Origin of the sequence: Streptococcus pseudopneumoniae (assembly GCF_038148955.1) — a bacterium.
Taxonomy (GTDB): domain Bacteria; phylum Bacillota; class Bacilli; order Lactobacillales; family Streptococcaceae; genus Streptococcus; species Streptococcus pseudopneumoniae_T.
Window position 1 is genome coordinate 80810 of record NZ_JBBJZY010000007.1, and the last position, 6000, is coordinate 86809.

Annotated in this window: 5 protein-coding genes; 3 read left to right on the forward strand and 2 right to left on the reverse strand. The window is 40.4% G+C overall.

The window, feature by feature from the left end:
- Positions 1–95: 95 nt before the first annotated feature.
- Together ptsP and WKI23_RS03980 are read right to left on the reverse strand one after the other, a co-directional pair.
- The gene (gene ptsP, locus WKI23_RS03975; protein WP_368079026.1) at positions 96–1829 is read right to left on the reverse strand and encodes a phosphoenolpyruvate--protein phosphotransferase; all 1734 of its coding nucleotides are present in this window, start codon (positions 1827–1829) and stop codon (positions 96–98) included.
- A 5-nt stretch (positions 1830–1834) separates the two neighbouring features.
- Positions 1835–2098, reverse strand: coding sequence for a phosphocarrier protein HPr (locus WKI23_RS03980; protein WP_000146947.1), 264 nt, complete (start codon positions 2096–2098; stop codon positions 1835–1837).
- A gap of 349 nt (positions 2099–2447) precedes the next feature.
- Here WKI23_RS03980 and nrdH point away from each other — a divergent pair, with 349 nt between their 5' ends.
- The 3 genes from nrdH to nrdF all read left to right on the forward strand — a co-directional run.
- Positions 2448–2666, forward strand: coding sequence for a glutaredoxin-like protein NrdH (nrdH, locus tag WKI23_RS03985; protein WP_000259242.1), 219 nt, complete (start codon positions 2448–2450; stop codon positions 2664–2666).
- An 80-nt stretch (positions 2667–2746) separates the two neighbouring features.
- Positions 2747–4906 (forward strand): class 1b ribonucleoside-diphosphate reductase subunit alpha, encoded by a 2160-nt coding sequence (nrdE, locus tag WKI23_RS03990; RefSeq protein WP_368079027.1) that lies wholly within the window; start codon positions 2747–2749, stop codon positions 4904–4906.
- A gap of 187 nt (positions 4907–5093) precedes the next feature.
- Positions 5094–6000 (forward strand): class 1b ribonucleoside-diphosphate reductase subunit beta (gene nrdF / locus WKI23_RS03995; protein ID WP_368079028.1); only part of this gene is annotated, 907 nt, incomplete at its 3' end.

Below are 6000 nucleotides of genomic sequence, written 5' to 3' on the forward strand. Positions count from 1 at the left end.
CATGCCTCCGGAGCATTTAAAAGTGTACTTTACAAGACTATACTTTTCTAAAATGCGTCAAAAAACCTTGCAACTAGGTTACAAGGTTAATGACATTAATCGAAGTTAACGTATTCTTTTTGAAGTTCAAGAACTTCTTCCATTGTTGAACACTCTGTAAGGGCACGGTTAGCGTACTCTTCCATCTTAGCAGTGTCCAATTTCTTCATCAAGCTACGTGTACGAAGTACTGATGTTGCTGACATAGAGAATTCATCCAAGCCCATTCCGACAAGAAGTGGAACAGCTGTTTGGTCACCAGCCATCTCACCACACATACCAGCCCATTTACCTTCAGCGTGAGCTGCCTTGATAACGTTGTTGATCAAGCGAAGGATTGATGGGTTATATGGTTGGTAAAGGTATGAAACTTGCTCGTTCATACGGTCTGCTGCCATTGTATATTGAATCAAATCGTTTGTACCAATTGAGAAGAAGTCAACTTCTTTAGCAAATTGGTCTGCAAGCATGGCTGCTGCAGGGATTTCAATCATGATGCCAACTTGGATATCATCCGCAACTGCAACACCTTCTGCAAGAAGGTTTGCTTTTTCTTCTTCATAAACTGCTTTAGCTGCACGGAATTCTTTCAAAAGCGCAACCATTGGGAACATGATACGCAATTGACCATGAACAGAAGCACGAAGAAGGGCACGGATCTGTGTACGGAACATTGCATCTCCAGTTTCAGAAATAGAGATACGAAGGGCGCGGAATCCAAGGAATGGGTTCATTTCATGTGGCATATCGAAGTAAGGAAGTTCCTTATCTCCACCGATATCCATTGTACGAACAACGACTGGTTTACCATTCATTCCCTCAAGAACAGCTTTGTATGCTTCATACTGCTCATCTTCTGTTGGGAAGTCTTGAGAATCCATGTATAAGAACTCTGTACGGTAAAGTCCAACAGCTTCTGCACCGTTATTGTTAACACCTTCAACGTCTTTTGGAGTACCGATGTTAGCAGCCAACTCGAAGTGTTTACCGTCAGCAGTCACTGTTTGAGCATCTTTCAAAAGTGCCCATTCAGCTTTTTGTTTAGCATAAGCTTCACCAGCTGCTTTAAATTCTGCCGCTTGTTCATCTGTTGGGTTGATAATCACTTCACCAGTAATTCCGTTAACGGCAAGGATGTCGCCGTCTTTCACTACTTCAGTAATGTTATTTGTTCCCAATACAGCTGCAATTTCAAGTGTACGTGCCATGATAGCTGAGTGGCTTGTACGTCCACCGATATTTGTTACAAAAGCTTTTACAAAGTTTTTGTCCAATTGAGCTGTATCAGATGGTGTCAAGTCATGTGCAATCACGATTACTTCTTCATTGATCGAAGCTGGGTTTGGCAATTTCTTACCAAGAAGGTTTGCCAATACACGTTTTGTCACGTCGCGGATATCCGCTGCACGTTCTTGCATGTATGGGTTGTCTTCCATACCTTCAAAGATAGTGATGAACATGTCAGTCACTTCTTTAAGACCTGCTTCTGCATTGACTTTCTTAGCACGAATTGTTTCTTTAATCTGACCAATCAATTCTGGGTCAGAAAGAACCATCAAATGAGCGTCAAAAACTTGAGCCGCTTCTTCACCAAGCGTACCTACAGCTTTCTCGCGGATAAGAGAAAGCTCGTTTTGAGAAGCTTCAAGAGCAACATCCAAACGAGCCTCTTCTGCGTTTGTATCTTCGACTGAAATAGTCTCGAATGACAAATCCGGTTGAACGAGTAGATATGCTTTTGCAACTGCAACACCGTCAGATGCTGCGATTCCTTTAAGCATTTCTGTCATTTCCCTTATGCCAATCCTTCTTTTTCCATTGTTTCTGAGATTGCAGCGATAGCGTCATCTGCATCTGCACCTTCAGCTGAGATAGTTACGTCAGCACCTTGGCCAACACCAAGACTCATAACACCCATAATTGATTTAAGGTTAACTGATTTACCTTTGTACTCAAGAGTGATATCTGAAGCAAATTTGCTAGCAGTTTGCACCAACAATGTTGCTGGACGTGCGTGAATACCTGTTTCTGCCACTACGTGGAAATCTTTAGAAGCCATAGTTTGACTCTCCTTTTGTTCTTTCTTTTTTGAGTTATATGTGATAACCCTTACAATTTGGTATTATACCATCTTCTAGGATTTTTTTCAAGCATTTTCTGGATTTTCCTTCAATTTCCTTTCAGATAACTTGCTGAAAATCTTCTATCCTAGATAACAAAACACAGGATATAGTTTCTTTAAAAACGATTTATAGGATAATCATTGCTATTTTATAAAGCAAACACTACATATTGTGTTTTGTAAGCTTGAGTAGAAAAACAGACCACTATATTTAGTTCAAATCATTGACAAAATTTTATTTTCTGATATACTAAGATAGTATTAAATTTTGAAGAGGAGTTACACAATGGTAACCGTTTATTCTAAAAACAATTGTGTCCAATGTAAAATGACCAAGCGTTTCTTGGACAGTAATAACGTTGAATATAAAGAAATCAATCTTGATGAGCAGCCTGAGTACATCGATCAAGTCAAAGAGCTCGGTTTTAGCGCAGCTCCTATTATTCAAACACCAACTGAAGTCTTTTCAGGTTTCCAACCAGGAAAACTGAAACAATTAGCATAATCTTAGTACATCATCCAGAAGAAACTGCTTCTAGGGCTAACTTAGAGGCCTTTCTTTTGTAATTAGATAAGGGAAATTTTATGGGATTAAAACATCTTGAAGACGTGACTTACTTCCGTCTCAATAACGAAATCAACCGTCCTGTTAATGGACAAATCATGCTTCATAAAGATAAGGAAGCCTTGGATGCCTTCTTTAAAGAAAATGTCGTTCCAAACACTATGGTTTTTGATTCAATTAAAGATAAAATCAACTACCTCATTGAACACAACTACATCGAAACAGCTTTTATCAAGAAATACCGTCCAGAGTTCTTGGAAGAATTGGCTCAATTTATCAAAGACCAAAACTTCCAATTCAAGTCATTCATGGCAGCTTATAAATTTTACAATCAATATGCCTTAAAGACTAACGACGGTGAATATTATCTTGAAAGCATGGAAGACCGTGTCTTCTTTAACGCCCTTTATTTCGCTGATGGGAATGAAGCTGTTGCAATCGATATTGCCAATGAAATCATCCACCAACGCTACCAACCTGCTACTCCTTCCTTCTTGAATGCTGGACGTGCTCGTCGTGGAGAGTTGGTATCTTGTTTCCTAATCCAAGTGACGGATGATATGAATTCTATTGGACGTTCTATCAACTCAGCTCTTCAACTTTCACGTATTGGTGGTGGTGTGGGAATTACCCTCAGCAACCTTCGTGAAGCTGGTGCTCCTATTAAAGGATATGAAGGAGCCGCTTCTGGTGTCGTTCCAGTTATGAAACTCTTCGAAGATAGCTTCTCTTACTCAAACCAATTGGGGCAACGTCAAGGTGCTGGTGTTGTCTACCTCAACGTCTTCCACCCAGATATCATCGCCTTCCTTTCAACTAAGAAAGAAAATGCCGATGAAAAAGTTCGTGTCAAAACCCTATCACTTGGTGTGGTAGTACCAGATAAATTCTACGAATTGGCGCGTAAAAATGAAGAAATGTACCTCTTCAGCCCTTACTCTGTAGAAAAAGAATACGGTGTGCCATTCAACTACATCGACATTACTAAAAAATACGATGAATTAGTCGCAAATCCAAATATCCGCAAGACAAAAATCAAGGCGCGTGATTTGGAAACTGAAATCTCTAAATTGCAACAGGAGTCTGGTTATCCTTATGTCGTCAACATTGATACGGCTAACCGTGCAAATCCTGTTGATGGAAAGATTATCATGAGTAACTTGTGTTCTGAGATTCTTCAAGTTCAAGAACCAAGCTTGATCAACGATGCTCAAGAATTCCTGCAAATGGGGACGGACGTTTCATGTAACCTTGGTTCAACCAACGTGGTCAACATGATGACTTCACCTGATTTTGGTCGTTCTATCCGTGCTATGGTTCGTGCTTTAACTTTCGTTACAGATAGTTCACACATCGTGGCTGTACCTACGATTAACCATGGAAATAGCCAAGCCCATACCTTTGGTCTCGGTGCCATGGGACTTCACAGCTACCTTGCCCAACAACTGATTGAATATGGATCGCCTGAGTCTGTTGAATTTACAAGCATCTACTTCATGCTCATGAACTACTGGACCTTGGTTGAGTCAAACAATATTGCGCGTGAACGTGGTATCACCTTCCACAACTTTGAAAAATCAGACTATGCTAACGGAAGCTACTTTGACAAGTATATTACAGGCGAGTTTGTTCCAAAATCAGAACGTGTTAAAGAACTCTTCAAAGATGTCTTTATCCCAAGTGCTGCTGATTGGGCTGAACTTCGCGACAAGGTTCAAGCAGATGGTCTTTACCACCAAAACCGCCTTGCTGTAGCGCCAAATGGTTCTATCAGTTACATCAATGACGTTTCGGCTTCTATCCACCCGATTACGCAACGTATCGAAGAACGTCAAGAAAAGAAAATCGGTAAAATCTATTATCCAGCTGCTGGCTTGTCAACAGAAACCATTCCTTACTACACTTCTGCTTACGACATGGATATGCGTAAAGTCATCGATGTTTACGCTGCTGCAACTGAGCACGTGGACCAAGGACTTTCACTTACTCTCTTCATGCGTAGTGATATTCCAAAAGGTCTTTACGAATGGAAGAAAGAAAACAAACAAACGACACGTGACTTGTCAATCCTTCGTAACTATGCCTTTAACAAGGGTATCAAGTCTATCTACTACGTCCGTACCTTTACTGATGATGGTGGAGAAGTCGGTGCCAACCAATGTGAAAGCTGTGTAATTTAGTTTCTAGCATAGAAACACTATTTTTCCCTAAGCAGCACTGATAAAATCAAATCTACTAGGTCATAACATAATTTATGTAACATTTTAAAAGTCGGGCTTCCGACTTTTTGTGCGATACTCCTATAGAATTATGGTAAAATAGAAATAATTGTGAGTTCGCAATACTAAACACAGAAAGAGATTTCAAATGGAAACTTACTACAAAGCCATTAACTGGAATGCCATCGAAGATGTCATCGACAAATCAACTTGGGAAAAACTGACGGAGCAATTCTGGCTCGATACACGTATTCCCTTGTCAAACGACTTGGATGACTGGAGAAAACTATCAAACAAAGAGAAAGACTTGGTTGGAAAAGTTTTTGGTGGTTTAACCCTTCTCGACACTATGCAATCTGAAACGGGGGTTCAAGCCCTTCGCGCAGACATCCGTACACCACATGAAGAAGCTGTTTTCAATAACATCCAATTTATGGAATCTGTCCACGCAAAATCTTACTCTTCAATCTTCTCTACATTGAATACTAAAGCTGAGATTGAAGAAATTTTCGAATGGACCAATACCAATCCTTATCTGCAAAAGAAGGCTGAGATTGTCAACGAAATCTACCTAAACGGTAGCCCACTTGAAAAGAAAGTTGCCAGTGTCTTCCTCGAAACCTTCCTCTTCTACTCTGGTTTCTTCACTCCCCTCTACTATCTCGGTAACAATAAGCTAGCCAACGTTGCGGAAATCATCAAATTGATTATTCGTGACGAGTCTGTTCACGGAACCTACATTGGTTACAAATTCCAACTTGGTTTCAATGAATTACCTGAAGAAGAGCAAGAAAGACTCAAGGATTGGATGTACGACCTGCTCTACACTCTTTACGAGAATGAAGAAGGCTATACAGAAAGCCTCTATGACGGTGTTGGTTGGACGGAAGAAGTCAAAACCTTCCTTCGCTACAATGCCAACAAGGCACTCATGAACCTGGGACAAGATCCACTCTTCCCAGATTCAGCAGATGATGTCAACCCAATCGTTATGAACGGTATTTCAACAGGAACTTCTAACCACGACTTCTTCTCTCAAGTCGGAAATGGTTATC

What these genes read in the sequence shown, in the direction of transcription:
- ptsP (WP_368079026.1), bottom strand. Translation starts at nt 1,829, where the DNA reads ATGACAGAAATGCTTAAAGGAATCGCAGCATCTGACGGTGTTGCAGTT.
- WKI23_RS03980 (WP_000146947.1), bottom strand. Translation starts at nt 2,098, where the DNA reads ATGGCTTCTAAAGATTTCCACGTAGTGGCAGAAACAGGTATTCACGCA.
- nrdH (WP_000259242.1), top strand. Translation starts at nt 2,448, where the DNA reads ATGGTAACCGTTTATTCTAAAAACAATTGTGTCCAATGTAAAATGACC.
- nrdE (WP_368079027.1), top strand. Translation starts at nt 2,747, where the DNA reads ATGGGATTAAAACATCTTGAAGACGTGACTTACTTCCGTCTCAATAAC.